The sequence below is a fragment of the Rhodococcus sp. FH8 genome (genome assembly GCF_019266085.1).
In the GTDB taxonomy this organism is placed as follows: Bacteria; Actinomycetota; Actinomycetes; order Mycobacteriales; family Mycobacteriaceae; genus Rhodococcus_F; species Rhodococcus_F qingshengii.
Genome location: NZ_LPNQ01000057.1, coordinates 346,727 through 371,709, shown reverse-complemented (window position 1 = coordinate 371,709; position 24,983 = coordinate 346,727). Strand labels below are relative to the sequence as shown.

31 protein-coding genes and 1 tRNA gene are annotated in these 24,983 nt (G+C 62.6%); 21 read left to right on the top strand and 11 right to left on the bottom strand.

Features of this window, described 5'->3' with window-relative positions:
• Positions 1-9: 9 nt before the first annotated feature.
• The 6 genes from ATN38_RS04395 to ATN38_RS04370 all read left to right on the top strand — a co-directional run bounded on the left by ATN38_RS04395 (position 10) and on the right by ATN38_RS04370 (position 5,312).
• Entirely contained in the window at positions 10-621 is a 612-nt protein-coding gene (locus ATN38_RS04395) for a trimeric intracellular cation channel family protein (protein ID WP_003946409.1), read from the top strand.
• Positions 622-691: 70 nt separating this feature from the next.
• Complete coding sequence (locus ATN38_RS04390) at positions 692-1,378, top strand: response regulator transcription factor (protein ID WP_003946387.1); 687 nt, start codon at positions 692-694, stop codon at positions 1,376-1,378.
• Positions 1,379-1,443: 65 nt separating this feature from the next.
• Positions 1,444-2,823: a HAMP domain-containing sensor histidine kinase gene (locus tag ATN38_RS04385; RefSeq protein WP_020908630.1), complete on the top strand. Its 1,380-nt coding sequence runs from the start codon at positions 1,444-1,446 to the stop codon at positions 2,821-2,823.
• 225 nt (positions 2,824-3,048) lie between these two features.
• Positions 3,049-4,551, top strand: a complete 1,503-nt coding sequence (locus tag ATN38_RS04380; RefSeq protein ID WP_232509058.1) for a S1C family serine protease — start codon at positions 3,049-3,051, stop codon at positions 4,549-4,551.
• Positions 4,552-4,631: 80 nt separating this feature from the next.
• Positions 4,632-5,129, top strand: a complete 498-nt coding sequence (locus tag ATN38_RS04375) for a molybdenum cofactor biosynthesis protein B (protein WP_176720912.1) — start codon at positions 4,632-4,634, stop codon at positions 5,127-5,129.
• A gap of 6 nt (positions 5,130-5,135) precedes the next feature.
• The gene (locus ATN38_RS04370) at positions 5,136-5,312 is read left to right on the top strand and encodes a hypothetical protein (RefSeq protein ID WP_165639126.1); all 177 of its coding nucleotides are present in this window, start codon (positions 5,136-5,138) and stop codon (positions 5,310-5,312) included.
• Between the two features lie 59 nt (positions 5,313-5,371).
• Here ATN38_RS04370 and mscL read toward each other — a convergent pair whose 3' ends face one another.
• The 4 genes from mscL to ATN38_RS04350 form a co-directional block, all read right to left on the bottom strand.
• Positions 5,372-5,794 carry a large conductance mechanosensitive channel protein MscL gene (mscL, locus tag ATN38_RS04365; protein WP_030536328.1) on the bottom strand — a complete coding sequence of 141 codons (423 nt, stop codon included), beginning with the start codon at positions 5,792-5,794 and terminating at the stop codon, positions 5,372-5,374.
• Positions 5,795-5,893: 99 nt separating this feature from the next.
• Positions 5,894-6,640: an SAF domain-containing protein gene (locus ATN38_RS04360; RefSeq protein WP_073512730.1), complete on the bottom strand. Its 747-nt coding sequence runs from the start codon at positions 6,638-6,640 to the stop codon at positions 5,894-5,896.
• 77 nt (positions 6,641-6,717) lie between these two features.
• The gene (locus ATN38_RS04355) at positions 6,718-7,029 is read right to left on the bottom strand and encodes an FmdB family zinc ribbon protein (RefSeq protein ID WP_003946378.1); all 312 of its coding nucleotides are present in this window, start codon (positions 7,027-7,029) and stop codon (positions 6,718-6,720) included.
• Positions 7,030-7,140: 111 nt separating this feature from the next.
• Positions 7,141-7,719 (bottom strand): 5-formyltetrahydrofolate cyclo-ligase, encoded by a 579-nt coding sequence (locus tag ATN38_RS04350; protein ID WP_165639127.1) that lies wholly within the window; start codon positions 7,717-7,719, stop codon positions 7,141-7,143.
• 59 nt (positions 7,720-7,778) lie between these two features.
• On the opposite strand from ATN38_RS04350, the gene ATN38_RS04345 reads away from it, so the two are divergent.
• From ATN38_RS04345 to ATN38_RS04325, 5 genes are all read left to right on the top strand, one after another.
• Complete coding sequence (locus tag ATN38_RS04345) at positions 7,779-8,690, top strand: UTP--glucose-1-phosphate uridylyltransferase (RefSeq protein ID WP_003946415.1); 912 nt, start codon at positions 7,779-7,781, stop codon at positions 8,688-8,690.
• 125 nt (positions 8,691-8,815) lie between these two features.
• A complete protein-coding gene (glp, locus tag ATN38_RS04340) occupies positions 8,816-10,075 on the top strand; it encodes a gephyrin-like molybdotransferase Glp (protein ID WP_003946353.1) in 1,260 nt (419 codons plus the stop codon).
• A gap of 21 nt (positions 10,076-10,096) precedes the next feature.
• Complete coding sequence (locus ATN38_RS04335; protein ID WP_007727523.1) at positions 10,097-10,732, top strand: GNAT family N-acetyltransferase; 636 nt, start codon at positions 10,097-10,099, stop codon at positions 10,730-10,732.
• Between the two features lie 267 nt (positions 10,733-10,999).
• Complete coding sequence (glpR, locus tag ATN38_RS04330; protein ID WP_003946339.1) at positions 11,000-11,734, top strand: gephyrin-like molybdotransferase receptor GlpR; 735 nt, start codon at positions 11,000-11,002, stop codon at positions 11,732-11,734.
• Positions 11,735-11,836: 102 nt separating this feature from the next.
• Positions 11,837-11,912 (top strand) — tRNA-Ala (locus ATN38_RS04325).
• Between the two features lie 293 nt (positions 11,913-12,205).
• Here the strand turns inward: ATN38_RS04325 and ATN38_RS04320 are convergent.
• Positions 12,206-12,433, bottom strand: coding sequence for a hypothetical protein (locus tag ATN38_RS04320; RefSeq protein WP_168422008.1), 228 nt, complete (start codon positions 12,431-12,433; stop codon positions 12,206-12,208).
• Between the two features lie 2 nt (positions 12,434-12,435).
• Positions 12,436-13,005, bottom strand: coding sequence for a hypothetical protein (locus ATN38_RS04315; RefSeq protein ID WP_218747623.1), 570 nt, complete (start codon positions 13,003-13,005; stop codon positions 12,436-12,438).
• A gap of 178 nt (positions 13,006-13,183) precedes the next feature.
• Here ATN38_RS04315 and ATN38_RS04310 point away from each other — a divergent pair, with 178 nt between their 5' ends.
• A complete protein-coding gene (locus tag ATN38_RS04310; protein WP_003946241.1) occupies positions 13,184-13,684 on the top strand; it encodes an ImmA/IrrE family metallo-endopeptidase in 501 nt (166 codons plus the stop codon).
• A complete protein-coding gene (locus tag ATN38_RS04305) occupies positions 13,681-14,682 on the top strand; it encodes a hypothetical protein (protein ID WP_064074035.1) in 1,002 nt (333 codons plus the stop codon). The genes ATN38_RS04310 and ATN38_RS04305 overlap by 4 nt, the downstream gene beginning before the upstream one ends.
• 60 nt (positions 14,683-14,742) lie before the next feature.
• Here the strand turns inward: ATN38_RS04305 and ATN38_RS04300 are convergent, their stop codons facing one another.
• Positions 14,743-15,159 (bottom strand): helix-turn-helix domain-containing protein, encoded by a 417-nt coding sequence (locus ATN38_RS04300; RefSeq protein ID WP_003946231.1) that lies wholly within the window; start codon positions 15,157-15,159, stop codon positions 14,743-14,745.
• Between the two features lie 479 nt (positions 15,160-15,638).
• Here ATN38_RS04300 and ATN38_RS04295 point away from each other — a divergent pair, with 479 nt between their 5' ends.
• From ATN38_RS04295 to ATN38_RS04285, 3 genes are all read left to right on the top strand, one after another.
• Positions 15,639-15,794 carry a hypothetical protein gene (locus ATN38_RS04295; RefSeq protein WP_003946253.1) on the top strand — a complete coding sequence of 52 codons (156 nt, stop codon included), beginning with the start codon at positions 15,639-15,641 and terminating at the stop codon, positions 15,792-15,794.
• A 145-nt stretch (positions 15,795-15,939) separates the two neighbouring features.
• Positions 15,940-16,785 (top strand): SDR family oxidoreductase, encoded by an 846-nt coding sequence (locus ATN38_RS04290; RefSeq protein ID WP_070160307.1) that lies wholly within the window; start codon positions 15,940-15,942, stop codon positions 16,783-16,785.
• Between the two features lie 48 nt (positions 16,786-16,833).
• A complete protein-coding gene (locus tag ATN38_RS04285) occupies positions 16,834-17,316 on the top strand; it encodes a DUF2505 domain-containing protein (protein WP_030536322.1) in 483 nt (160 codons plus the stop codon).
• Here the strand turns inward: ATN38_RS04285 and soxR are convergent.
• Positions 17,302-17,781, bottom strand: coding sequence for a redox-sensitive transcriptional activator SoxR (soxR, locus tag ATN38_RS04280; RefSeq protein ID WP_003946250.1), 480 nt, complete (start codon positions 17,779-17,781; stop codon positions 17,302-17,304). The genes ATN38_RS04285 and soxR overlap by 15 nt on opposite strands.
• 5 nt (positions 17,782-17,786) lie before the next feature.
• Entirely contained in the window at positions 17,787-18,275 is a 489-nt protein-coding gene (locus ATN38_RS04275; RefSeq protein ID WP_193595066.1) for an FABP family protein, read from the bottom strand.
• Positions 18,276-18,374: 99 nt separating this feature from the next.
• On the opposite strand from ATN38_RS04275, the gene arcA reads away from it, so the two are divergent.
• Positions 18,375-19,592, top strand: a complete 1,218-nt coding sequence (gene arcA, locus ATN38_RS04270; protein ID WP_003946210.1) for an arginine deiminase — start codon at positions 18,375-18,377, stop codon at positions 19,590-19,592.
• 13 nt (positions 19,593-19,605) lie between these two features.
• Here arcA and arsC read toward each other — a convergent pair whose 3' ends face one another.
• Complete coding sequence (gene arsC / locus ATN38_RS04265) at positions 19,606-19,959, bottom strand: arsenate reductase (glutaredoxin) (RefSeq protein WP_003946209.1); 354 nt, start codon at positions 19,957-19,959, stop codon at positions 19,606-19,608.
• Positions 19,960-20,053: 94 nt separating this feature from the next.
• Between arsC and ATN38_RS04260 the strand changes: the two genes are divergently transcribed.
• From ATN38_RS04260 to ATN38_RS04245, 4 genes are all read left to right on the top strand, one after another.
• A complete protein-coding gene (locus ATN38_RS04260) occupies positions 20,054-20,737 on the top strand; it encodes an SDR family oxidoreductase (protein WP_003946268.1) in 684 nt (227 codons plus the stop codon).
• A gap of 42 nt (positions 20,738-20,779) precedes the next feature.
• A complete protein-coding gene (locus ATN38_RS04255) occupies positions 20,780-21,139 on the top strand; it encodes a GntR family transcriptional regulator (protein ID WP_003946225.1) in 360 nt (119 codons plus the stop codon).
• Between the two features lie 48 nt (positions 21,140-21,187).
• Positions 21,188-21,619 (top strand): DoxX family protein, encoded by a 432-nt coding sequence (locus ATN38_RS04250; protein ID WP_003946228.1) that lies wholly within the window; start codon positions 21,188-21,190, stop codon positions 21,617-21,619.
• An 84-nt stretch (positions 21,620-21,703) separates the two neighbouring features.
• A complete protein-coding gene (locus tag ATN38_RS04245; protein WP_003946258.1) occupies positions 21,704-23,338 on the top strand; it encodes a BCCT family transporter in 1,635 nt (544 codons plus the stop codon).
• A gap of 71 nt (positions 23,339-23,409) precedes the next feature.
• On the opposite strand, the gene ATN38_RS04240 is transcribed toward ATN38_RS04245, so the two are convergent.
• Positions 23,410-24,918 (bottom strand): dolichyl-phosphate-mannose--protein mannosyltransferase, encoded by a 1,509-nt coding sequence (locus ATN38_RS04240; protein ID WP_070160304.1) that lies wholly within the window; start codon positions 24,916-24,918, stop codon positions 23,410-23,412.
• Between the last annotated feature and the right edge of the window lie 65 nt (positions 24,919-24,983).

The window sequence follows — 24,983 nt, the reverse complement described above, 5'->3', positions numbered from 1 at the left end:
CCTTGGCCGGTGCTGCTGAGGATCCTCGAACTGGTGGGCATCGTGGCGTTCGCGGCCTCGGGTGCCCTGGTGGGCGTCACCAAGCGACTCGACATCTTCGGGGTGTGCTCGGTCGGTGTGTTCACCGGCATCGGCGGCGGTATCGTCCGCGATGTTCTCCTCGGCGTCCATCCGCCCAGCTCTCTGAGCAGTTGGCCGTACTTCGGAACGGCCGCCGCCACCTCACTCGCCGTGTTCTACCTCCACGAGCCGCTCAATCGACTGCGTCGTGAAATCCTGGCGCTCGACGCACTGGGGATGGGCTTGTTCGCGAGCACCGGCGCCGTCATCGCGCTGGACAACAACGCCAGTTCGCTGGCGGCGACGTTGATCGGTGCGACCGCGGCGATCGGCGGCGGCGTGATCCGCGACGTTCTCGTCAACGAGGTGCCACTGCTCCTGCACAAGGACCTGTACGCGGTTCCCGCACTGCTCGGCGCTGCGTTGGTGGTCACAGTCTCGCAAGCCGGACTGTCCACCAACGCCGCGCTGGTGTGCGGCACGGCGTTCGCCGCGGTGTTCAGACTGCTTGCGTTATGGCGTCATTGGAGCCTGCCCGGGCCCAGGCGAACCCGGGACTGACCGCGACACGCCGGAGGCCGGAATCGGACCCTCTCAGCCGCATCTCAGCACTTCAGTCCAAACTGTCGGTATGCGTATTTTGGTGGTCGACGACGACCGGGCGGTTCGCGAGTCGCTTCGGCGGTCGCTCAGCTTCAACGGCTACACGGTCGAGCTCGCGGTCGACGGGCTCGACGCACTCGAGAAGATCCTCGCCAACCGGCCAGACGCCGTCGTGCTCGACGTCATGATGCCGCGACTCGACGGACTCGAAGTGTGCCGTCGTCTTCGTAGTGCCGGCGACGACCTGCCCATCCTCGTGCTCACCGCCCGCGATTCGGTCAGCGAGCGAGTCGCCGGCCTCGATGCCGGAGCGGACGACTACCTGCCCAAGCCCTTCGCTTTGGAAGAGTTGCTTGCCAGGTTGCGTGCACTTCTGCGTCGCACCGCGCCCGATCTGGACGCCGATTCCGAAATGATGGCGTTCGAGGACCTCACCCTCGACCCGGTCACCCGTGAGGTCAAGCGCGGCGAACGATCGATCAGCCTGACGCGCACCGAGTTCTCCCTCCTCGAAATGCTCATGGCCAACCCACGCCGCGTGCTGACCCGTGGACGCATTCTCGAAGAAGTGTGGGGATACGACTTCCCGACGTCCGGCAATGCCCTCGAGGTGTACGTCGGCTACCTGCGTCGCAAGACGGAAGCCGACGGCGAACCGAGGTTGATCCACACCGTCCGCGGAGTCGGCTACGTCCTGCGGGAGACGCCTCCGTGATCACCGCTCCGTTCGGCAAGAACGCCGAACCGAAGAAATCCTCCACCACCCAAGCGTCCGTCGAAATGCGCCCGCCGATGCCACTGACCCGTTCGGTGTCATTGCGTTGGCGTGTGACGCTGCTCGCCGCGTCGGTGGTGGCCATTGCCGTCGCAGTCATGGCGATCGCTGCCTACGCGGTGGTTTCGCGTGCGCTCTACGCGGACGTCGATCACCAGTTGCGTACCAGGGCGGCGGTGCTGATCGACAGCAACGTCGTGCGATTCGATCCTCGCTACATCTCCGGTGCGACGCTGTACACCACCGACATCAGTGTGGCCCTGATCTTCTCGGACCTGAGCACGTACCAGCCGCCCGGTTCCGACGTGCCGATCGGTGAAGCCGAAGACGCCGTAGCGCGTGGCGAATCGGATTCCTCGCTGCGAACCGTCGACGGTCAGCGAGTGCTGGCTCAACGAACCCATGACGGAAGCACTTTGGTGATCGGTCAGCGGCTCGCGCCGACCGTTGCGGTACTGGACCGTCTGGCCTGGGTGCTCTTCGTGGTCGGCGGGTGTGGCGTCATACTTGCGGCAGTGGCGGGTACTACCGTGGGCCGCACCGGTTTACGACCCATTGCCAGGCTGACTGCTGCCACCGAACGAGTCGCTCGGACCGACGATCTGACGCAGATCCCCGTTACCGGCAGCGACGAATTGGCGCGCCTGACAGAGAGTTTCAACACGATGCTGCGGGCGCTCGCCGAGTCCCGTGAGCGTCAGTCGCGCCTCGTCGCGGACGCCGGACACGAGTTGCGGACGCCGCTGACTTCGTTGCGCACCAACATGGAGTTGCTGATCGCGTCCAGTCGCCCCGGTGCGCCGCAGATTCCCGACGAGGACATGGCCGAACTTCGTGCCGATGTCGTTGCGCAGATCGAGGAACTGTCGACTCTGGTCGGTGACCTTGTCGATCTGGCCCGCGAAGACGCGCCCGAAACCGTGTACGAGCGCGTCGACGTCAGCGACGTCGTCGAGCGTGCGCTCGAACGAGCGCGGCGCAGGCGCAACGAAATCGAGTTCGAAGCGGTCACCACTCCGTGGTACGTCTACGGAGATCAAGCGGGCCTGTCGCGTGCGGTGCTGAACGTCCTCGACAACGCTGCGAAATGGAGTCCGAAGGGCGAACAGGTACGCGTCGAAATGCGTCCGGTGGGTCAAGGATTGTTGGAATTGACCGTAAGTGATGCGGGACCTGGAATTCCGGAGGAGGATCGGGAGTTGGTGTTCGATCGTTTCTACCGGTCGACCGCGGCACGTTCGATGCCGGGATCGGGTCTGGGACTTGCGATTGTGCGTCAGGTCGTCGTCAAGCACGGCGGCACCATCGCGATCGACGAATCCGATCGTGGGGGAGCGCTTGTTCGTATCGTGCTTCCCGGTGAACCGGGGCCGAGTGCCGAGTAGCGTGTTCTGTAGACCGTTGGTCCCGCGCTTCGGTGACTGACGTCACGGCTTAATGCGTTCGGCCCGAAAGTCTTTCGGGCCGAACCGACAACACCGGTTTTTCACGTCGAACTCTGGGTAAAGTGACAGGCACGTCTCAGCGCCTTCTCAGCAGCGCAAGGCAGCATTGTCGGCAGAACAGTTGTGACTGCCCGTCCGGTGGTCACCGTAGACGAAAGCGAGCCGATGACCGAGGACCGTAACGTCGGGCCGACCCGGCCCGAGCAGCCCAACAGCGAGCCCACCACCCAGGCGCAGCCGACAGCACCTCAGGCACAGCCTCCCGTGCCGCCGCAGCAGCCTCAGGGGCAGGCGCCTCAGCAGCCGTACCAGCCGACCGAATCCTTTGCCCGACCCGCCGAAGCCCGACCCACTGAAGGCCGGCCCACCGAAGCCTTCGGGCAGGCACAGCAGCAGCCCACGCAGGCTTTCGGCCACCCGCACGGTGCCCATGAGGCCGCGTACCAGCAGAGCGCCCCGTACGGCGCACCCAACCCTGGTGGCCCCGGCGGTCCGAACGGCCCGGGCGGCGGCCACAACCAGATCCCCGCACCGCTGCAGGGGCCGAACTCCGGTTCGACCACCACCAAGCCGAAGTCGGGACGCATGGCGCTGGTTGCCGGCGCTCTCGCCCTGGTCCTGGTCAGTGGTGGTGTCGGTGGCGTGGTCGGCGCCGTCGTCGCGGACCGCAACGGTGGAACCGCGACGGTCACCAACTCTCTGAACGCTCCGAAGCCCACTGCGACCAACACGTCCAACGCTCCCGCCGGCTCGGTTCAGGCCGTTGCCTCGAAGGTCGTGCCCAGCGTCGTGCAGATCGAGGTAGCCACCGCGCAGGGACAGGGCGGTGAGGGCTCCGGTGTCATCCTGTCCTCCGACGGTCTGATCCTGACCAACAACCACGTTGCCGGCGCACAGGGAGCGCAACTTCGCGTTGCGTTCTCCGACGGAACCAAGGCCTCGGCCACTCTGGTCGGTGCCGACCCCGTCTCCGACATCGCCGTCATCAAGGTCGACGGTCGCAACGACCTCACGCCCATCGATCTCGGCAACTCCGGCGACGTCCAGGTCGGACAGCAGGTGGTTGCCGTCGGGTCCCCACTCGGCCTGGCCGGCACGGTCACCGAAGGCATCATCTCCGCACTCGATCGCCCGGTCTCCACGAGCGGCGAGTCCGGCAACCAGAACACCGTCATCGACGCTCTGCAGACCGACGCAGCGATCAACCCCGGCAACTCCGGTGGCGCCCTCGTCAACATGGACGGCCAGCTGATCGGCATCAACACGGCGATCGCCTCGCTCGGAGCGTCGTCGGGTACCCAAGGCGGTTCGATCGGACTTGGTTTCGCCATCCCGATCGATCAGGCACGCCGCGTCGCCGACGAACTGATCAAGACCGGCAAGGCGACTCAGGCCATGATCGGCGTGACCGTGCCGTCGCAGGACAACGCCGACGGCGCAACCGTCATGGATGTCACTGCTGACGGGCCGGCAGCCAAGGCCGGTATCCCGAAGGGTGCAGTCATCACCAAGGTCGACGATCGTGTTGTCGCAGATGGTGATTCGCTGATCGCGGCAGTGCGTTCACATGCTCCCGGCGACAAGGTCTCGATCACGTACAGCGACGGCGGGCAGACCAAGACCGTCGACGTCACGTTGGGAACCGCGGCAGCGCAGGGCGGTCGATGATGTTCGGCGATCAGCAGACGATCGACCCGATCTTCGGCCAGATCGCAACGGCGTCGGGATCGGACACTACGGTAGGAGTCATGGAACTCGAAGCCACATCGGCCGGCCGCGCTCTGGTCGTCATCGTCGACGATCGCACAGCCCACGGCGACAACACCGACTCCATCGGTCCACTGGTCACGGAACTGCTGAACGAAGCGGGTTTTCTCGTCGATGCGACGGTCGCCGTCGCCGCCGACGAAGTGGAGATCCGCAACGCTCTCAACACCGCAGTCATCGGTGGCGTCGACCTCGTCATCTCGGTCGGCGGTACCGGGGTATCCCCGCGTGACGTCACTCCTGACGTGACCGCTGAGGTTCTCGATCGCGAGATCCCGGGAATTGCCGAAGCACTTCGTGCTTCCGGTCTTTCGGCCGGATCGCTCGAAGCAGGCTTGTCCCGCGGCCTCGTCGGAGTTTCGGGAAGCACCGTGGTCGCCAATCTGGCGTCGACCAGGCCGGCAATTCGCGACGGCATGGCAACCCTGACGGCTTTGGCGAGTCACGTGATCGCCGAGCTCTCCAGCCTCGAGGGCTGAGACAGCTTGTCGGAGCAACGAGATACCCCGAAGAAGCCGTCAGTCGACAAGAAGCGCCTGGCGCGCATCTTCGGGGACGTCTTTCCCGAGACGACGTCGGACGAGCGGGGTCCCGAGGGATCCTCGCGGTCCTCGGACGACGACTGGCTGCGCAGTCAGCGGCCCCCGCACCACGGGGGTTGAGAAGTAAATCAGGCCCCCGGACAATTGTCCGAGGGCCTGATTTGATCTGTGGGCACTGCCTATTCGAGAGTCTTGGCGTGCGCTCCCGTGTCGGCGCCACCGGCATTGGCCGAGAGGATGTCGCGGATCTGGATGAGCAGATCGGTTTCGCTGGCTTCCTTGTCCTCGGGCTCGGAGACGAACTTCTTCTTCGCCGCATTCGCAGGGACGATCAGCACGAAGTAGACGACCGCTGCGATGATGATGAAGTTGATGATCGCGGTGACGACCGCACCGAAGTTCAGGAACGTCTCAGCGGAGTCACCCGTCAGCTGAATGCCCCACCCGTATTCGTTGGCTCCGCCAATCGAAGCGACAAGTGGGTTGATGATATTGCTGGTGAAGGCAGTCACGATGGCGGTGAAGGCCGCGCCGATGACCACTGCGACGGCCAGGTCGAGCACGTTTCCGCGAAGCAGGAAGTCCTTGAATCCCTTGAGCATGTCGGTGTCCCCTCGAGTCTCCGATGGCAAGTGCCAGATGGTCCGTTGATACCGAACCGACTGGAAAAATCCTAGAGGAGCTTCGGACGCTTTGTGCGGTCAGCGGAATGTCACGGTGATCGCATTGGACAGAGATGCCGCGGCTACGACGTTGGCTGCTGGTGTCGGCAGGGCCAGCAAAATCACCTGTTCCTGCTGGTTACGTGTACTTTCCGACGTGGTGACCAACGCGACTACTGCTCCCGCTGCAAGAATCTGCGGGGCCTTGTCGGCAATTGATTCGTTGGGTGTGTCGGGGTGGGGTGTGTCTGGGCGGGATGTGTCAGGGCCGACGGTCAGGACGTCGACGACGTCCCCGCTGCGCAACATGTCCGCGACGGCCGCATCGGCCAATCGGACGGGGACGATGCGGGCGTCGTCGGTTCCTACCGACAACCCGGCCAGCCGTGGGCTGAGAACGCGCACGTCGGTGACGGTTTCTCCGGAGCGAATCGGGCCGGCAACGGTTCTCCCGACTACCAGGTCGGTGTCGGAGACAACTCCTTCGGGAAGTTGTTTCGAGTCGATCTCGCGGACCTCGACGTCCGAATCCGCAATCACCTGCCCCGGAGTGAGATCGCGGCTCGAGACAACTACGGCGACGGTGTCAGTCGCGGGATCGCCTCGAAAGAAGAGAACAACGCCGAGTGTAGCCAGGACGACCGCTGCGATCTTGCGGACGGTCGCTGAGCGAAACCGTGTGCCGCGTGTCAGTTCGACGACGCGATCGAAGGTGTTCGGCGTGAGATCGAGCTGGGCGCGCAATGGATGGGAGCGCCTCGGCGAACGAGAACGTACTGACGGCATTCATGCACGTTAGGGCCGGAAGCGGTGCTTCCGGCCCTGACAATGTGAACCTGTGGACAACCCGGAGGTTGTGGAAATCAGCTTGCGGCAGCCTTTGCGGGCGCCGGCGTACTGGTCGACGAACTCGATGTCGAAGAGGAGTCCGACTTGGACTCGGACTTCGCAGCGGGTGCCGAATCGCTCTTGGCCGGCTCGCTCGCAGTCCCGGAGCCGCCGCGGCTGTCGGTGCGGTAGAAGCCGCTGCCCTTGAACACGATGCCAACAGAGTTGAACAGCTTGCGGAGCTTGCCTGAGCAAGCTGGGCAGACCGTCAGCGAATCTTCGCTGAAGGACTGGACGATGTCGAAACGGTTGTCACATTCCGTACATGCGTATGAGTAGGTGGGCACCGGGCTTCCTCCGCACTGTGATGTTCGAGCAGCCGCGTATTTACACCGCAGCCTTTAGCACTCTACAAGTGACAGTGCCAACAGCGCTAATCAGGGATCTATTCCCGCAGATCAATCGCCTTTGAGTTGCGTGAGACCGCCGCTTGGCGTCAATGCCCAGCCCATGGGAATGTCGTGGTCGTCGGCAGGCAAGGCCTCGACGAGTTCGGAGTCTCTGACAATTGCCACGAGCCGAGTCTGTGGTCCGACCGACCCAAGCGTCCGGTCGTAGAAGCCTGCGCCACGGCCGAGGCGTGTTCCGCGAAGATCCACCGCGAGAGCAGGGACAAGCATGCATTCCACGTCGGACAGGGCTTCCGGTGGCAAGACGGGTCCGACAGGCTCCCGAATGCCGTACTTCGCGGGGCGCAAACCGTTCGCGCCGCTGTACTCGACCCAGGACAACGGTCCCGGCTCCCCGGTGATCGGAAGTAGTACACGCTGAGCGATCTCGGCAACGGCGTCGAGCAAATCGGTGGATCCTGGTTCGGTGCGGGTGGGGACGTACGCACAGACGACCGAGCCGTCGACAATCACTGAACGTATGTGCGTGATCAACGCCGCAGTTTCCGTGTTTCGAGTGTGCTCGGAGACTGCATCACGTGCTGCGAGTGTGATTTGTCGCCATTGTGCTTTTGTCTGAGGTGTCACCCCGCAACGATATTCGTCGTGCTGACCGAGCGGTAACAAGCGGCGGCTAAGGTGTTGGCATGACAGACGTTGTCGCTAGCAGCACGAGGGCCTTCCGTACGGCCGTGGTTCCCGCAGCCGGACTTGGTACGCGTTTCCTGCCTGCCACCAAGACGGTTCCGAAAGAATTGCTGCCGGTCGTGGACACACCGGGTATCGAACTGGTGGCAGGTGAAGCTGCGGACTCGGGAGCCGAGCGGCTCGTCATCGTGACGTCCCCGGGCAAAGACGGCGTGGTTGCCCACTTCGTCGAGGATCTCGTGCTCGAAAGCAAGCTGGAAGCAAGCGGAAAACTCGCTGCCCTGGCGAAGGTGCGCAAAGCGCCGGGTTTGCTCGAAGTCGACTCCGTGATTCAGGAGCAGCCTCTCGGCCTCGGGCATGCAGTCGGTTGCGTCGAGTCGGTTCTCGACGACGACGAAGACGCCATCGCGGTCCTTCTGCCCGATGATCTCGTACTACCGCGTGGCGTCCTGGAGATCATGGCGCGAGTTCGGGCCAAGCGCGGCGGGTCCGTTCTCTGTGCAATCGACGTCCCGAAAGACGCAGTCAGCGCTTACGGCGTCTTCGACGTCGAGATCGTTCCCGACGCGGTCAATCCCGACGTCCTCAAGGTCGTCGGCATGGTCGAGAAGCCGGCTGTGGAAGACGCGCCGTCGACCTTTGCCGCTGCAGGTCGCTATCTGCTCGATCGTGCGATCTTCGACGCACTTCGTCGCATCGAGCCGGGAGCCGGCGGTGAGTTGCAACTCACCGACGCCATCGCTCTCCTGATTTCCGAGGGCCATCCGGTTCACGTGGTGGTGCACCGCGGAACGCGTCATGACCTGGGCAACCCCGGCGGGTACCTCCGCGCTTCGGTGGACCTGGCACTCGACAGTGACGATTACGGCCCGTCCTTGCGTAAGTGGCTCGCGGATCGGCTCGACCGCTGAGCGTGTCGCCACGGTGGTTGATCGCCCGATAACGCAGTATCAATGTGCTTGTCCCTTTTCGGCGGCAAGGCATCATGAGCTGACGGATATCACCGAATTTCCAGACACAGGAGGACGCGGACCAGATGCGGTCGGTTGAGGAGCAGCAGACACGGGTTACCGCTGCTGCAGTGGCACCCCGTCCGGTTCGGGTCGCCATCTCGGAGGCGCAGGGACTGCTGTGTGCCGAGGAAGTGGTGACCGAACGCCCATTGCCGGGATTCGATCAAGCTGCCATCGACGGTTACGCGGTTCGCAGTGTCGATGTCGCCGGAGCTGGAGCCGACCTCCGCGGCGAGGACGGCGAGCCTACGGACCTCAGCTTGCCGGTGGTCGGCGAGGTGACGGCGGGCTCACGCCAACCGATCCGCTTGCAACCGCGTCAGGCCGTTCGAGTCGACACGGGCGCGCCGCTGCCCACGCTGGCCGACGCCGTGCTCCCGCTCGAAAACACCGACGGTGGTCGCGCTCGCGTTCGGATCTTCGAGCCGGTGCGTTCGGGCGATTACGTTCGCCGTGCAGGCGACGACGTCCAGCCGGGCGACGTGGCCGTTCGGGCAGGCACCATCATCGGAGCCGCACAGGTCGGGTTGCTCGCTGCGGTCGGCCGCGACAAAGTACTCGTCCATCCCCGTCCGCGCCTCTCGGTTATCAGCGTCGGTGGAGAACTCGTCGACGTGGATCGCACGCCGGGGCCAGGCCAGGTTTACGACGTCAATTCGTATGCCCTCGCCGCCGCAGCGCGCGATGCCGGCGCCGACGTCAACCGTGTGGGAATCGCAGGCAACGACTCTCGTCGTCTTCGCGAAGTAGTCGAGGGACAGCTGATTCGCTCGGAAATCGTTGTCATCGCCGGTGCCGTGGGCGGCGGAGCGTCCGACGAGGTTCGTGAGGCGCTTGCCGACCTGGGGACACTCGAGGTGGAGCGCGTTGCCATGCATCCGGGATCGGTGCAAGGCTTCGGAAAGCTGGGAAGGGACGAGGTTCCGACCTTTCTCCTACCGTCCAACCCGGTCAGCGCACTGGTGGTATTCGAAGTCATGGTTCGCCCGCTGATCAGAATCGCGCTCGGACGCCGCCAGCCGATGCGGCGAGTAGTGAAAGCGCGGACAGTGGGAACGATCACGTCGATTGCCGATCGCAAGGGTTTTCTGCGTGGTCAGCTGATGCGTGACGAAGCGACAGGGGAGTACCTGGTGCAGGCCCTCGGGGGTGCGCCCGGTGCGTCCTCACATCTCCTCGCGACCTTGGCGGAAGCCAATTGCTTGGTTCTGGTCGATCGAGACGTCACCGAAGTGCACATCGGTGAAGAAGTCGACGTAGCTTTTCTCGCCCAACGTGGGTAACGCCGACCCGAGTGGGGTGTGATGTCAGTCCATCCAGGATGGCCGGAAGATCTCGGCCCGCTGCGAGTGCCCGCGGGAGTGGTGACCGTCCGCCCCGTGAAGCTCCGTGACGCTGCTGTGTGGAGTCGTCTCCGCATTCGCGATCGCGAGCACCTCGAGCCGTGGGAGCCCACCGGAGAATCGCCCTGGGATGCTCGCCACCACATCACCGTCTGGCCGTCCCTGTGCGGGAACCTTCGCTCCGAAGCGCGCAAGGGCAGGATCCTTCCCCTGGTGATCGAACTCGACGGGAAGTACTGCGGGCAGGTCACCATCGGAAATGTGGTGCGCGGCGCTCTGCGGTCCGCCTGGGTGGGCTATTGGGTCGCCTCGCACGTGACCGGTGGGGGCGTAGCCACAGCTGCCGTTGCGCTCACACTCGATCACGCATTCTCGAAGGTCGGTCTGCATCGAGTGGAGGCCACTGTTCGGCCGGAGAACGCGTCGAGTCGCGCAGTCCTACGAAACGTTGGGTTCCGGGAGGAAGGTCTTCTCAAGCGCTACCTCGATGTCGACGGCCAATGGCGTGATCATCTTCTGGTCGGAATGACCATCGAGGAAGTACCCACCACCGTCGTCGACAGATTGGTGCGGTCCGGACGCGCTTCGTGGGTGTGACGAAGACGGCGCCAGAAGCGTGAGAAACGCGAGCTAAACAGCAGTTACCGCTGAGTAGTCCTACTTTCGGTCGGGAAAATGTGGTTTTTGATTCAACCAGAACTTGAGACTTTTGGGACTGAACCGGAAGTTCAGTTCGGTACGCGTGTGACACATGAGTATGGTGGGGTTCGGCGCGTCGGCAACGATGCGAGGGCGTCGGCCGTTAACCTTGACTCGTCAACGGCTGGCATAGGTGCTGGTAGGTGATCGGGAGGAGGCCGCGGCATGCCTAGCTCATTCGTGTGGATCGGGCTGGTGGCCGTGTGGCTGTTCGTCCTGGTGCCGATGCTTGTCAACAAGCGCCCCAGGATCCGGCAGACGAGTGACGCGGCACTCGCAACTCGAGTACTTCACCGCGGCGACAGCAACCCTGTTCAGCGCGGGCCGGCAGCAGGACATCGAAGCGATCCGAACTGGCAACCAGAACCAGTGCGCAGCAGCTACGACGCGGAGGACCAGATGGACACTCACGCAGACGACGACTACGCCGGCGGTCGTGCACCGGTCGGAGAATTTGTTCCCGTTCGGCGCGGCCGAGGCGGATTCGACCCCGAAGCGGATGCCATCGCCCGGGAAGCGCGGTATGCATTCCGACAGCGGACGTTGCTGGGCCTTGCGTTCGTCGCGATTCTCTCGGGCGCTCTCGCATTGATCATCTCGCCGATGGTGTGGTGGTTGTTTGCGCTGACCGTGTGCGGCCTCGGCGGGTACATGGCGTACTTGCGTCGGCAGGTTCGGATCGAGCAAGAGATTCGCCGCCGTCGTACCGAACGCCTCAACCGATCGCGACTCGGAGTCGAATCGCACACCGACGAAGAGCTTCGCCTGATTCCGGCACGACTGCGCCGGCCAGGAGCGGTTGTCCTCGAGGTCGACGACGAAGATCCGGTGTTCGATCACCTGGATCACTACGAAGAAGAGATCAGGCACACCGAGATGCGGCGCGCGTCCGGTCAGTGATCTTCTGGGCCGATCTTGTCGGGCCGAAAGTTCGTGTCGGGTGATTCCAACGGGAGTATTCGTTCCTGTTAGAGTTGCCGAGCACCGCTGAGGCGGTGGCACGGGGCTGTGGCGCAGTTGGTAGCGCGCTTCGTTCGCATCGAAGAGGTCAGGGGTTCGATTCCCCTCAGCTCCACCAAGAAGTACCAGCGAAAAGGGTCTTTCAACGAAAGTTGAACGACCCTTTCCTGCATTTTCAGGGGCCTGCCCGAATTGCGAAGATTCGATCTGAGTGTGCGCCGTTTCATACGATTGCGACCGCTGATCCGGACCGTTGAGCTTCCAAGTGAGGGATGATCCTTGGGCGGATACATGTTTGCCGGAAATGTAACGAGGGTGTGTCCGGTGCGATAGGCACGGTGAGTCTGCCGCAGTTTTCCGCAGGTCGGACGTATGTGTCGGGGAGGAATGTCGATGAGCCAGCCACGACGGCTAGCGATGATGCTTGTTGCTGTGATGTGCCTGATGGGTATCGGCGTCCTTGCCGTATCGGTCTTCCCCGCCATCGTCGCCGCCCAACCTGGCGGCAACAGCGGTGGTGGCAACAACGGCAATGGAAACGGCAATTACGGCAACAACGGCGGCAATAACAACGGCAACGGTGGCGGTCACAACGGCAACGGTGGCGGCAACAACGGCAACTATGGCTGGCATTGTCACCGTCACAACTGCGGCACGACCGTAATTCCGACACCGACCACGACGACTGAGCCGACCACGACGACTGAGCCGACGACGACTGAGCCGACGACGACTGAGCCGACGACCACGACTGAGCCGACGACCACGACTGAGCCGACCACGACGACTGAGCCCACGACCACGACTGAGCCCACGACCAACCCTTCGGCGTCGCAACGTCCGAGCAGCAGCGCTTCCCCCGCGACCAACGCAACTTCTGCGACCAACGCAACTTCACAGACCGAGAGTCCTTCGAGCCAAGCACCCTCCGAGACACAGTCTCCTTCCGAATCGCAGCCGAGTTCCGAGCAGTCGTCCGCGGTAGCGGCTCCGCCGGCTGGACCGTCTGATCCGCAGGGACCGTCAGCGGGCGGCGGAGCGCCTGCACCCTCTGCCGGTGGACCGGCAAACGCTGCGCCGGGCGCAGTCGCAGCCCCTTCCGCACCCGAGGTTCTGGCCGCACCCGCACCCGTAGCTCCGCAGGTACCGTCGAACGTTCCGAACGTCGCGGCTCCGACTGACAACCCGCAGGCATTTCCGACGGCGTTCACTCAAGGGCTTCCGCCGATTCTCAACGCCGCCGCCGTCGCCGGCGGTGTAGGCGGAATGGCAGTGGTAGCGGCCGGTGCGGGAGCACTGACTTTCCGCGGAGCATCGCTGCAGAAGGCACGATTGGCTGCCGCGCGTGCCGAATTCCTGGCACCCGGATCACAGGGAGGTGCGTGAGTCGTGCCGGACAGACGTTCACATCGCCGCGTTCTGGCCGCGGTGGATGCCGTATGCGACGCAGCAGCGTCGTCGGAGGCAGTGTCACTGCTGACGGTGGTGCAGACAGTCGCCCGCGAGCGTGGGCGCCCGATCGAGATCGATCTGGAAACCCCTCTCGCCACCGGAGTGTGCGGTCAGCGCCGGGCCTACGACGACCACGACGTCATCGTTTTGGCTCCCGGACTACCCAATGTCGAGCGGACTCTGGCACATGAGTTGGGGCACATAGTGTTTCGCCACGAGGGTGCCGAGATCGCCGAGGCGACGCTCGAGGTCAGTGACGATTTGATCGCCTACATGTTGAGTCAACGTTCTCTGCGGCGCAACGAACCCGTGCCGATGGACGACATCGCGGAGTGGGAAGCCGAGACGTTCGCGTCGATGTTGATCATGCGTCTGCGAACGATGAGTGGCCGTGGGACACCGCTGTCGGTGTTGCGGTACGACGAGGCGATCGGATGATCTTTTGGGCTGTGGCCCTTCTCGTCTGGGTTGCAGCCGGCGCGAGACTGGGTCGAGTTGTCGCGCGCACCGCGACGCCGTTGCGAATGTCGATGGTCTTTGCAGGCTTCTCGGTCGCATTGTCGTCGACGGTCATGGTGCCGGCGGTATGGGACATCGTCGATCGCATTGCGCCTGAGCAGCATGCCGCCGCGATGATCGTCATCGTCTTGTGGACAGCGTTGTCTGCGGCCAGTGCAGTCGGCGCCGTGTCTGCGTGGCCGGTGATGTCACGTCCGGCTATGCGCGGCCTCGCCACCGTGCTGTACTCGGTGGGGCTCCTGGTGGCGATCGCGGTTCTCTTCGGCTACCCGGCGCCGGCTCTGATCTTTATCATCGTCGCTCTGTCCCTTGTCATTTCGACGGGGCTACGGCACGTTGCGTGGGCGCCGTTGGGGCGCGGAATCGCGTTGATCGTGACCGGTTCGTCGATCCTGCTCGTCGTGGTCGTCGTGATGCTTGTCGAATCGATCGGTGGCACCGGCGCACTCGAATCGGATATCTGGACGGGCCCGGGGGTGTGGTTCATCGCTGCCTCGAGTGTTCTGATTGCGCTGGGCATCACGTGGGTGCTTCTCGAGACCTGGTTACGTGCGCGACGAGATCTGTACCGGCTGCGGCGGATGCACGCGCTTCTCGTCAAGCGATTCCCCGAGGTAGTCGACGCGGACAGCGCCGGGAGTACGTCTGTGCTGCGGGCATCGGACATGATCGCGCAGATCATGGATGCGATGTACATCCAGTCCGGCGCCGGGATGTTCGACGTCGGTGGTCAGGAACCGCCGCGGGCCGTCACTGCACACGCGGGGATTTTGGCGGGGTGGATCGCCGATCCCTTGGCCTCGGATGTGTTGGACACCAGGTGGATTGCGCCTCCTGAGAAGATGTCGGCGCGCCGCTGGGTGTTGTTGTTGGCGAAAGAACTCGATGAAACGACAAAAGTAGGTCGACGTTCGTAGTCGACCTACTCCATGTCATTGCAGTGCTCGAGATCGAGTCAGTGCTTCAGCACGGTCACATCAGCGTGACGCGTCAGGCGGAACCTCTGGCAAACCTTCACTCGCGCGGAGCTTTTCAGCCATCGTGGTGAGTAGATTCTGCGATTCTTCCGAGAGGTCGAATGCACGGCTCGAGAGGCGGCGAAGCCCGTAGCCTTGGAGCTGTGAGAGCAGTTCGAGATCGTGATCGATCTTGGCTGCGTAGATGTCGTTGAAGAAGTAGTCGGGCTTCACCTTGAAGAACCGGGCGAAGGCTGCGACTGTCTCGTCTGAGGGGTTGGTGCGCTGTCCCGAGCGGAGCTGCGAGATGTACGGCTTGGAGATCTGATGGCCGTCTTCGATGAGCGCTGCCGCAACCTCGGCGTTGGTATGGGGTTTGCGCCCCGGAGGATGAACACTGTCGAACAGTTTGTTCAATCGTTCTGCAAAGTCAGCCATTGTGAACCGCCCCGTAATCCTCTCTAGCTAGCAATTGTCCGTTCAGTGAATCCTACGGTATCACGCGGATAACCGATCGGTAGCTCACCGTAGTCTGTTTAGTGGACTAGTTGTCAAATGTGTCCGAGATTCGATTCGTCCGCCCAATGAGTGCTCAGCTATGTCTCAGCGCACATTGAGTTTCCGCCACACGGAAATGTGCAGCTACGACTGCGCTATTCGAACCTTCCAGTACTTGGCCAATCTGCCCAATATCAAACCTTTTACCCGTTTTGGCGATATTAGCTATGCGTTAGCCTGGTTTTTCACAACTATTTCGATTGAAAAACTGCAGTTCAAGCGATGTTTGAAGGTTTGGGGTCGCGATCAGGGTGGCTGGTTGCGATGTCATGCGGATCACCTCCGGGTTGAACCTTGAACGGTTTGCCGGATTGCGATCTGTGCTAGCTAAACCCTCCGAGTGGGTGCAGAATTGTGACATGAAACACACGATGAGCGATGATGAATTGCGCCGCGCAATCCGTGAAATTCAGGATCGAGCCCACGACGCACGCAAGCGTGGGGACGATGTAGCGGCGGAAGAACTCGACCGTACGGTCAAGGGCTATCAAGAGCAGATGATGCAGCGTCTCTAGTGCTCGCTGCGGTCGTCTCTGTGCGGTGTTTGCGCGGAGTGCCGCCGTGCCCCCCAGGTCGTCTTGCGTGTTTCAGGGCGGCCGCATCGTGCGTGCGTAGACTTTCCCGCATGTCCACAGTACGAGTGCGGGGGAGTGTTCATCCATGTCTGTAAGGTCGCTCGACGGCAAGAAATGCCTGATCACCGGCGCCGGTAGTGGAATTGGACGTGCAACTGCGCTGCGTGCATCAGAGGTCGGCGCCGAATTGTTTCTCACCGATATCAACAGCGTCGGATTGGAAGAGACGGTCGCGATGGTCGGCGCCGGCGGCGGCACGGTCAGGATGGCGAAGGCACTCGATATCTCGGACTACGACGAGGTCGTGAAATTCGGTACCGAGATTCACACTCAATTTTCTTCGATGGATGTCGTCATGAATATCGCCGGCATTTCAGCGTGGGGAACTATCGAGAACCTCGAACATCGGCATTGGAAGTCCATGGTGGACGTCAACCTGATGGGGCCGATCCATGTCATGGAGACGTTTGTTCCACCCATGATTCGTGCCGGCAAGGGTGGACACCTGGTCAACGTGTCTTCGGCTGCCGGACTTTTGGCCCTGCCGTGGCACGCCGCCTACAGTGCGAGCAAGTTCGGCCTTCGCGGGGTGTCCGAGGTGCTGCGATTCGATCTGAAGCGGCACGGAATCGGGGTCAGTCTGGTTGTGCCGGGTGGGGTGAAGACGCCATTGGTGGGAACCGTGGAAATAGCGGGTATCGACAGGAACGACCCGCGGGTCGAAAAACTCACGCACCGGTTCGAGGCGCGTGCTGTCTCCCCGGAGAAGGTGGCGTCGTGCATTCTGCGGGGAATCGAGAAGAATACGTACCTCGTATATACGTCCAATGACATCCGAGTCGGATACTGGTGGGCGCGCAAATTCGCCCTGCCTTACGAGTTCGTGATGCAAAAAGCGAACGACCAGTTCAGTAAATTGCTCAAGCGATGAGCGTTAACTCCGCCGGGACTTTTATCTAGTCGAATAGGGACCAAAGTCATGCCGAAGAGTTTTCACTTCGATATCGAATTCAAATATCCGATCGACGACGTGCATCGAACTTTGACCGACCCGAATTATTGGAAAGGCAGACTCGGAGACCTTTATGCCACCTCGGACATCGAAGTTCGAGACGGATCGATCGAAGTATCCGTGTCCGAGGAAATCGACTCCGCCTCCCTCCCGAGCCTGGTCGCCAAGGTTGCGCCGAGTCGGCTCGGTCTGAAACGGGTCGATCGGTGGGGACCTCTGTCGGACGGGCGTGCAGCAGGGTCGGTCACCGGAATCGCGCGGGGACTGCCGATCCGAATCGAGACGACGCTCGATCTCACCGCCGCCGAGTCCTGCACGCGGTTGGTCGTCGACGGAACGGCTGAGGTGAAGATGCCGATCATCGGCGGCCAGATCGAGAAGTTGCTGAAGAAGACCGTCGAGGACTTGCTGGGGCGCGATCGGGACGCCGTCGAGTCATTTCTCGCCTGAGCCTGCACCGAAATCTACTTCCAGAACGCGCGCACCCGGGCCGGCGGATGCGAGTTGATCGTGCGGGTTGGCGAGGGCGCACCCCTCCAACGAGAGGCACCCGCAACCGATGCAACCGGTGAGGTTGTCCCGTAGACGTTCCAGTTGCTCGATGCGTAGATCGAGGTGGCGCCGCCACCCGGTCGACAATCTTTCCCAATCTGCGCGGTTCGGGGTACGGCCTTCAGGAAGTGTGCCGAGGGCCTCTCTGATTTCCGACAGCGGAATGCCGACGCGTTGCGAGATTCTGATGAAGGCGACGCGTCGAAGCGTGTCTCGTTGGTATCGGCGCTGGTTTCCGCTGGTCCGGCGACTGACGATGAGGCCTTCTCGTTCGTAGAAATGCAGGGCCGAGACGGCGACACCGCTGCGCTCGGAGAGCTGGCCGGGCGTGAGTTCTTTTGCCTTCCACGACGGCATCTCCATGGCGACTACCGGTCCGTCGCGCGGTGGAGGGTGGCGTGGAGATGATGCGTCAGCGGGGTGTCGCCGTGCGCCATCCACAGGTCGTATGTCAGCGTGTCGCCCTGAACGCGCATGACTCGCCGAACGTCGTGAACCGGTTTTGCGTCGGGTGATGCTGCGAGCGTGAGACGGGTCAAGGCGAGAGTGCCTTCGGAGTCGAGGGTGCCGCGATGGATCTCGACGAATCCGGTGGGCTGGCTGACCAGCAATTCGAGCTCACCACCCGGTGTTGGGCGCAGGTATCCCGATTCCATGTGAAGCGGTCGTCCGTCGGGGAGCCCACGAGTGCGCGACGAGTAGGTGAGAAACGGTTTCGGGGTGGGCGCGAACTCGATCTCCTCGGAGTACTCGAAGTCGTCGATGGTGGGGAAATGTCCGGCTCCAGCGCCGCCCCAGCGCCCGGTGAACCTCTCGATTCCGGCGCCGTTCAGCGCCGCCTGATCCGTACTACTCATTGCCTGGTCCTCTCGCCTGCGTCGGATCAGACGTTACGCGGACCGGTACGACAGCTGCTTGTCCCTGCTGGGTGGGGCCTACGGGATTAGTGTTCACTCATGAACGCTTCTGGCTCCGTCCCCCTCGGTGTCGATTCCGAGGTGGGCCGATTGCGATCGGTCATTCTTCATCGTCCTGGCGACGAGTTGAAACGATTGACTCCGCGCAACAACGACGAGCTGCTGTTCGACGCGTTGCCGTGGGTGGACCGCGCGCAGGAAGAACACGATCAGTTTGCGACCGTCCTTCGTGAGCGCGGCGTCGAGGTACTGCTTTTGTCCGATCTCCTCACCGAGGCGCTCGAGGTCAGTGGCGCAGCGAGGATCCAGGGAATCGCGGCCGCCGTCGACGCACGCAAGATCGGCCACGCGCTCGGGCAACACCTGGCCGCCTACCTGCGAAAGGTGGAGCCGAAGGAGCTTTCGTCGATCCTTACTGCAGGAATGACGTTCGACGAATTGCCGATCGATGCCGACTCGACCTCGTTGGTGCGCAGGATGCATCACGGCGGTGACTTCGTGATCGACCCGTTGCCCAACTTGCTCTTCACCCGTGATTCGTCGTTCTGGGTCGGGCCACGGGTCATCATCACGTCCTTGGCGTTGTCAGCGCGAGCTCGCGAATCCTCGATAACGGATCTCGTCTACGCGCATCACCCTCGATTCAAAGGCGTGCGCCGCGCGTACGAGTCGCACACGGCTCCTGTCGAGGGAGGTGACGTGCTGCTTCTCGCGCCGGGGGTGATCGCAATCGGTGTCGGTGAACGTACGTCACCCGCCGGAGCAGAAGCATTGGCGCGTAGCGTGTTCGACGACGGCCTCGCCCACACGGTGTTGGTTGTTCCGATCGAGCAACGCCGAGCGTCGATGCATCTCGACACGGTCTGCACCATGGTCGAGGCCGACGCGGTCGTCATGTATCCGGCCATTCAGGACACCCTGGCGGCGTTCACTCTGCGCAAGGAAGACGACGGGGTGAGTATTCGCGGTGCGACGCCGTTCCTCGAAGCGGCGGCCGACGCCATGGGAATCGGAAAACTGCGTGTGATCGACACCGGACTCGACACGGTGACTGCCGAGCGTGAGCAGTGGGACGACGGAAACAACACCCTCGCCGTCGAGCCTGGCGTCGTCGTCGCTTACGAGCGCAACGTCGAAACGAACGCCAGGCTGGAGGCCTCGGGTATCGAGGTTTTGCGAATCGCGGGTTCGGAACTGGGGTCCGGCCGAGGTGGTCCTCGGTGCATGTCCTGCCCGATCGCCCGCGATCCGCTGTAAGCCGTCGACGCTGTCAGAGAATTTCTTCCACCTTGGCTGCAGGCCGCGCGAGGACGGTGCCTTTGTCGGTGACCACGAACGGGCGTTCGATCAGAATTGGGTGCTCGATCATCGCGTCGAGGATCTCGGATTCGGATGCGTCGGCGAGCCCGAGTTCCTTGTACTGCGTTTCGCGCTTGCGAACGGCTTGGCTGGGCTCGAGGCCGGCGTCGGCGAGGAGTTTTTCCAGCTCGGATCGGGTAGGCGGAGTATCGAGGTACTTCACAATGGTCGGTTCGATGCCGGCGTCGCGGATAAGTCCGAGAACAGTCCGCGACGTGTTGCACCGTTGATTGTGGAAGATGGTTGCAGATGCCATGTCCGTCATTCTGCCTCTGTGTCCGAACTCGTGGGACAAACAGGGGAACAACGGACACCTCCGGCGCGCTGCACTTGAAGTACCGACTTGTGAGGAGAAAACGATGACGGAACATCGAAGTGTGGACGAACGGCGCGTGGTCATTGCCGGTGGGCACGGCAAGATCGCGCAGCACCTGACGTACCTGCTGGCAGGACATGGTGATCGGCCGGTAGCGCTGATCCGCAACTCCGCGCACGAGGGTGCGGTCCGCACACTCGGCGCGTTCCCCGTGGTGATCGATCTGGAATCCTCCACGGTCGAGGAAGTTGCGAAGGTACTCGACGGTGCCGACGTCGCGGTCTTCGCCGCGGGCGCCGGACCTGGTAGCTCGATCGAGCGGAAGGACTCCGTAGACCGAGCTGCGGCGGTGCTGTTGGCCGATGCCGCCGAGAAAGCGGGAGTGCGTCGGTTCATACAGATCAGCGCCATGGGTGCTGGTGACGAAATACCGGAGAACACCGACGAGGTTTTTGCCGCCTACCTGCGGGCGAAGACTGCAGCAGAGGAAGACCTGAAGACAAGGACTTCGCTGGATTGGACGATTCTTCGGCCAGGCCTTCTGACAGACGACGACCCCACCGGTGAAGTCCTTCTTGCAGAGCCACCCGTCGATCGAGGCTCTGTGCCTCGTGCAGATGTCGCCGCAGTGATCGAAGCGCTCATCGACGCGCCGTCCAGTGTCGGCAAGATATTGGTTCTGACCTCCGGCCCGCATACGATCCGCGAAGCGATCGAGGGTTTGTGAGAGAGAAGATGCTGTGACCGAGAAGATACGACGAGGGTGACGATGAAGATCGCGATCGAACACGATTCCTCCACAGCTCCGTACGACCAACTGCGGCAACAGATTATCGAGCAGGTTCACGGCGGCGGATTGATTGCGGGAACCAAGATCCCGACGGTGCGTGCATTGGCCTCGGAGCTGGGATTGGCGGCCAACACCGTCGCGAAGGCTTATCGCGCGCTCAGCGATCAGGGCGTGATCGAGACGAGGGGAAAGCAAGGGACGTTCATCGCTTCGGGGACCGATCCGGTGCAGGCGCAGGCGGAGCAGGCGGCGACCGCGTTTGCGCATAAGGTCCGCTCGCTCGGGTACTCCGACACTGAGATCGTCGCCATGGTGGAGTCGGCATTGAGAGGTGCGTGACACATTGATTAAGTTGACGCTTCAACTTAAAGCTGTCAGTCTTGGCTCATGAATTCGTCGATTGCTCGTGACCTCGGACTCCTCATCGCCCGTGTCGGCCTCGGGATCATCTTCATCGCCCACGGTTGGCAGAAGTTCTTCACCTACAAGATCGCCGGAACGCAGGCCGCATTCGAAGGGATGGGCGCCCCGCTCCCCAAGATTTCTGCAGTTCTGGCAGCATCCATCGAACTCGGTGGCGGCATCCTGCTCATCGCGGGTCTGCTGACCCCGCTCGTCGGCGCACTGCTGTTCCTCGACATGGTCGGCGCGTTCTTCATCGTGCACGCCGACAAGGGCGTCTTCATAGACAACGGCGGCTATGAACTCGTCGTCGCACTCGGTGTCGGTTCGCTCTTGATCGCTGTTATCGGCGCAGGACGCATCAGCATCGACGGATTGATCGGCAAGGGCAACGGTTGGGTTAAAACCCCAGCTTGATCGGGGTGAGAAGGCGGGTTCAACGGCTGTTGAGCCCGCCTTCCAGCTTGCTTTTGGCCCACAAAGTGACGAACGTAGTCATCTATGGTGACGAAATCTGATCGATCCGAACAAGATTCCGGGGCCAACGAAGAGCGCCCGGAGACGGGCTTTACTCGGGTAGGCGTTCGGACCGACTACGTGGTGTTTTCCGTGGCGGCCGCAGCGGTGCTGGCTATTGTCGTGTGGGGTCTCGTAGCTCCCGACAACCTGAACTCGGTAACCGGAAGTGTTCTCGGCTGGTTGGTGACGAACATCGGCTGGCTCTTCGTACTCGCAGCTTCGGCTTTCGTGCTGTTTTCCATCTACCTCGCTGTCAGTCGATTCGGCGACATTCCGCTGGGCAAAGACGGTGAGAAGCCCGAGTTCCGAACCGTCAGCTGGATCGCCATGATGTTCAGCGCCGGCATGGGCATCGGCCTGATGTTCTTCGGTGTCGCGGAACCGCTTGCGCACTACGTGACTCCGCCTCCCGGCACCGACGGTGGCGTCGGAACTGCCATGGCTACCACCATGTTTCACTGGGGTCTTCATCCTTGGGCGATGTATGCCGTTGTGGGCCTTGCCATTGCGTACGGGTCGTATCGCCGAGGACGCAAGCAACTGTTCAGTTCGGCCTTCATCCCGTTGCTCGGTCGCAAAGCCGAAGGGCCGATCGGCAAGGTCATCGACATCCTGGCAATCTTTGCGACGCTTTTCGGCACCGCAGCATCTTTGGGGCTCGGCGCACTTCAGATCGGCTCCGGTTTCGAGGTAGTCGGCTGGATGGAAGAAGCCGGCGTATTCCTGCTCGTGGCCATCGTTGCGGTGCTGACCCTGGCGTTCGTCGCTTCGGCAGTTTCCGGTGTGGCCAAGGGAATTCAGTGGCTCTCCAACATCAACATGGTGCTCGCGCTGATCTTGGCCCTGTTCGTGTTCGTTCTCGGGCCGACCGTGCTGATTCTCAATCTGCTCCCGACGACCATTGGTGCATACGTTTCCGACCTCGCCCAGATGTCGGCCCGCACGGGTGCATCGTCGAATCCTGAAACCGGCGCGTGGCTTTCGTCGTGGACGATCTTCTACTGGGCATGGTGGGTGTCGTGGACGCCGTTCGTCGGCATGTTCCTGGCCCGCATCAGCCGCGGCCGCACGATCCGCCAGTTCATCGTCGGCGTCATCGCCGTTCCCACGACTGTCAGCTTGCTCTGGTTCGCGATCTTCGGCGGCGCAGGCATCGGCGAGGAACGCGACGGAATCGGCTTGTCCGGCCGAGGCTCGGAAGAGGCTCAACTGTTCGGCATGCTCGACAATCTGCCGTTGGCCGGAGTGACGACTGTCCTGGTCATGCTGCTCGTCGCAGTGTTCTTCGTCTCCGGCGCCGACGCTGCGTCGATGGTGATGGGGACGCTCTCGCAGCGCGGAACGCTCGAACCGAGTCGCTGGGTCGTGGTGTTCTGGGGCATGTTGACCGGTGGCGTCGCGGCGCTTCTGCTGTGGACCGGTGGTTCCGAAGCGCTCGACGGCTTGCAGACCATGACGATCATCGCTGCGGCGCCGTTCGTGCTGGTCATGATCGGACTGTGCTTCTCGCTGTACAAGGATCTTTCGCACGACCCGATCATCATTGCGGCGAAGGAGCAGAAACGTGCTCTCCTACGCCCGCGCCGAGGACGCCGTGTGGGTAAGTCTGTGGAGTAGGACTTGAGCGGAGTAGGACTTGAACTGTGAAGGGGCACCGAACTGCGGTTCGGTGCCCCTTTGTCGTCCGGTTATTTCCAGCTGGGCAGCCACAGATGGTTCTGCCACGATTCCGGCGTGATCGGCATGGCGGTGAGTATCGGCCAGAGGTAGACGAAGTTGGCCACGACCAGACCGATGTACAGACTGACTGCCAGAAGTCCGGTGGTACGACGCTCGACGGACGCGCTCGCCTTGCCCAGTACATCGCCGAGGACCAGCGCAAATCCCATGACCATGAACGGGGCGAGTGCAACTGCGTAGAAGTAGTACATCTGGCGGTCGAGCGTCGCGAACCACGGGAGGTAAGCGGCACCGTAGCCCGTCAGGACCACGGCGTATCGCCAGTCCCTGCGCACGAACGTCTGCCAGATCGCCCACGCCAACATCGGTAGGGCCAGCCACCACATCGCCGGTGTGCCGATCAGCATCACGGCCTTGACGCAGCTGGCGGCCCCGCAACCGGTGACCTGCTCGCCGTCGGCGTAGTAGTAGAGCATCGGTCGTAGCCCCATCGGCCACGTCCACGGTTTCGACTCCCACGGGTGGTGGTTTCCGGCGGAGTTGGTCAGACCGGCGTGGAACTGGAGAACGTTTCCGCTGTAGTACCAGAGTGAGCGCAGCGCGGAGGGAATGAAGCTCCATGTGCCCCCCTCACCGATCTCGTTACCGACGGCGTGACGGTCGACGCCGGTCTCGCTGGTGAACCAGGCCCAGTAGCTCGCGAGGTACACACCGAGCGGAATGATCACCAACGCATACAGAGCAGGCCCGATGTCGCGAACTGCAGTGCCGACCCATGGGCGCTGCACGCGGTAGGCGCGGCGTGCTGACAGGTCGAAGGCAACACTGAGCAATCCGAAGAACAGAATGAAGTACATGCCGGACCACTTGGTTCCGCAGGCCAGGCCGAGCAGGATGCCGGCGCCGAACCTCCACCACCGGAAACCCAGCCGCGGACCCCAGGCACAGTCGCCGATTCGGCCCTCTTCGTATACCTTCGCCATCCGTTCGCGGACTTGGTCGCGATCGACCACCAGGCATCCGAGAGCAGCGAGGACGAAGAAAGCCAGGAAGATGTCGAGCATCCCCAGGCGTGAGGAGACGAAGGTGACGCCGTCCACGATGAGCAGGATTCCGGCAATCGCGCCGATCAGCGTGGAGCGCGTCATGCGGCGCACGATCCGGATGATCAGCAAGACCATCAGTGTCCCGACCAGTGCCGACGAGAATCGCCACCCCCAACCGTTGTAACCGAAGAGTGCTTCGCCGATCGCGATCATCTGCTTACCGATCGGCGGGTGTACCACCAATCCGTAACCGGGATTGTCCTCGATGCCGCCACCGGTCAGAACTTGCCAGCCCTGCGGAACGTAGTGCTTCTCGTCGAAGACAGGTGTGCCGGCGTCGGTCGGGTAGGCGAGCATCGTGAAGCGTGTGATCGCCGCGATAGCGGTGACGAAAGCGGTGACGATCCAGCCGCGCAATCTGTCAGTCGGGCCGAAATCAGGATCCGGTACCAGCGGGCCGGGACTACGCATTACCCGATCGCTCGTGGCGGGCGTTGGCCGCTCGTCCGTCTGCACAGTCACCTGGCAATCGTAGG